The 2403-nt window shown below is 74.2% G+C and carries 2 protein-coding genes; one reads left to right on the top strand and one right to left on the bottom strand.

The genetic code is table 11. From position 1 onward, the window contains the following. Positions 1–474 precede the first annotated feature (474 nt). A complete protein-coding gene (modA, locus tag GTW08_RS01455) occupies positions 475–1254 on the top strand; it encodes a molybdate ABC transporter substrate-binding protein (RefSeq protein ID WP_346009831.1) in 780 nt (259 codons plus the stop codon). 7 nt (positions 1255–1261) lie between these two features. Here modA and GTW08_RS01450 read toward each other — a convergent pair. Further along, positions 1262–2403: alpha/beta hydrolase (locus GTW08_RS01450; protein WP_346009830.1), on the bottom strand; the 1142-nt coding region annotated here is incomplete at its 5' end.

The raw sequence follows: 2403 nt of genomic DNA, 5'->3' as shown, positions 1-2403 counted from the left end.
CCGAGCAGCACCACGAGCACCCCGGCACGGCACCCGCCCGACGCCTGCGGCGGCGACGCCGCGACGGCTCCGGTGCGATCTCGACGGTGGTCTCGACCGCGCTCATCGCCGCACCGCCGGACCCGGGGTGGACCGGTCCCGCCCGCGGGTCGCCCCACCGCCGTCGTCCCCGGGGTCGGGGCCCCCGGCGGGACCAGCGTCTCCAGCGCCATGCACCGTCTCCTGCGTCATTGCGGCACGATCCGCCACCGCGGGTGCCCCTTCCGGTCGTTGCGCAGAGCAAGCCCAAAGGACGCTGAGCGATCACCGAGAGTCCACATTCGAGCCGCACGGCGGAGATCCGGTTCTGCGTGCCGATCAGGGGTGCGTAACCGGTGACTGCGTGCATAGGATGCCCGCTGATCCGCAGTTCGTGATCGGCGAACGGCGCGGGGAGTCGATCCCGGGAGGGTGTTCGTGAGGATCCGAGGACGAGTGGCCGGCGCCGCGCTGGCGGTGACGGCGCTGTTCGCGCCGGCGGGCTGCGGCGGGGGAGCCGGGGGCGGCGGGACCGCCGCGCAGCCGGGCGGCGAGGCGCAGGGCGGCACGCTGACGGTGTTCGCCGCGGCGTCGCTGACCGGTACGTTCGGTGACCTGGAGAAGAAGTTCGAGGCCGCCAACCCGGGCACGGACGTGGTGTTCAACTTCGCCGGGTCCTCGGCCCTGGCCCAGCAGATCAACCAGGGCGCCCCGGCCGACGTGTTCGCCTCGGCCGACCAGAACAACATGACCAAGGTGACCGACGCGGGCAACGCCCAGGGGCAGCCCGAGGTCTTCGCCACCAACACCCTGCAGATCGCGGTCGCGCCGCAGAACCCGAAGCAGATCGCGTCGCTGCAGGACCTGAGCAGGCCCGGCCTGCGGACCGTGGTCTGCGCCCCGCAGGTGCCGTGCGGCTCGGCGACGGAGAAGGTGGAGAAGGCCGCCGGCGTGGACATCACGCCCGTCTCCGAGGAGCAGGACGTCAAGTCGGTGCTGCAGAAGGTCACCACCGGCAACGCCGACGCCGGGGTCGTCTACCGGACCGACGTCGCCGCGTCGACGGGGCAGGCGCAGGGCGTCGACATCCCGCAGGCGTCGGAGGCGGTCAACCAGTACCCGATCGTCGTCCTGAAGAACACGAAGAACGCCGAGCCGGCGCAGAAGTGGGTGCAGTTCGTGAACGGCGACGAGGGCCGTCAGGTCCTCGGGGCGGCCGGCTTCGGCGCCCCCTGACCCCGGTTCAGGGCACGGGGACCGACACCCGTCCCACGAGCCACGGATAGGAGTCCGACAGGGCCTGGGAGAACAGGTCGAAGTCGTGCCCGCCCCCGGGCACGATCACCAGCCGGTTCTCGACACCGGCCCGGGTCGCCACCGCCGACAGCGTGTGCGCGGCGGCGGCCGGATCGGTGTCGGCGTCACCCGCCTCGAACCAGCCGGCGATCCCGGGGGCCCGGTTCGCGGCCAGCAGCGTCGCCGGGTCGTGTGCGGCGAACGCGGCCTGCGACCCGCCGAACAGCCCGGCGACGGTGTCCGGGACTCCGCCGTTGGAGTCCCCGACCCGCGGGCCGAGCAGTCCGGCGTAGTCACCGAACGTGGCGAACACCGTGGGATGGCGCAGCGCCAGCATCGCCGCGCAGCTGCCGCCCTCGGACAACCCCGCCACCGCCCACGACGGCCCCGGCGGCCGCGTCCCCAGCAGCCTGCTCACCACCCGGGGCACGTCGCGGGTCAGGTAGGTCTCGACCTTCGCCGTCGGGGTGTCGACGCACTCGGAGTCCGCGGTGTAGGTGCCGTTGACGTCGGGCATCACCAGGATCGGTGCCACCCCGTGGTGCTGGGCGGCCCAGGCGTTCGCGACGTCGGCGGCGCCCCCGGAGTCCACCCAGTCCACCGGACGGCCGGGGGTCCCGTGCAGCAGCACGATCACCGGCAGCTGTGGCCGGGGCCGTTCGTACCAGGCGGGCGGCACCCACACGACCGCGGGCCGGGCCGCGAAGTGCGACGCCGTCCCCGGGATCGGGATCTGCACGACCTGACCGGTCGCCGGGACCTTCCGGCTCAGCAGCAGCTGGGCGACCCCGATCCCCTCCGCCGGTCCGGTCCCGGCCACGTCGCCGACGGTCCGCAGGTAGTCCAGACCGGCGTTCACCCCGACCAGGGCGCTCGCCGGCAGCACCACCGCGACGACGCCCGTCGCGCCCAGCCGGGCGAGGATCCGCAGCGACCGGTGGTGACGACGGTACGGATCGGGGACTCCGGGGCGCGTGCCGCGTGGACCGGCCAGGTCGCCGAGCAGCCGCTGGGCGGGTCGCAGGGGGAACCGGACGGCGGCTGACCGCCCGCCCCCTGACACCCCGGCGCGCCGCTCAGCGTGGCGCG

This window comes from Pseudonocardia sp. SID8383, from assembly GCF_009864975.1.
Taxonomy (GTDB): domain Bacteria; phylum Actinomycetota; class Actinomycetes; order Mycobacteriales; family Pseudonocardiaceae; genus Pseudonocardia; species Pseudonocardia alni.
This window is presented reverse-complemented; position numbering and strand designations above follow the sequence as displayed.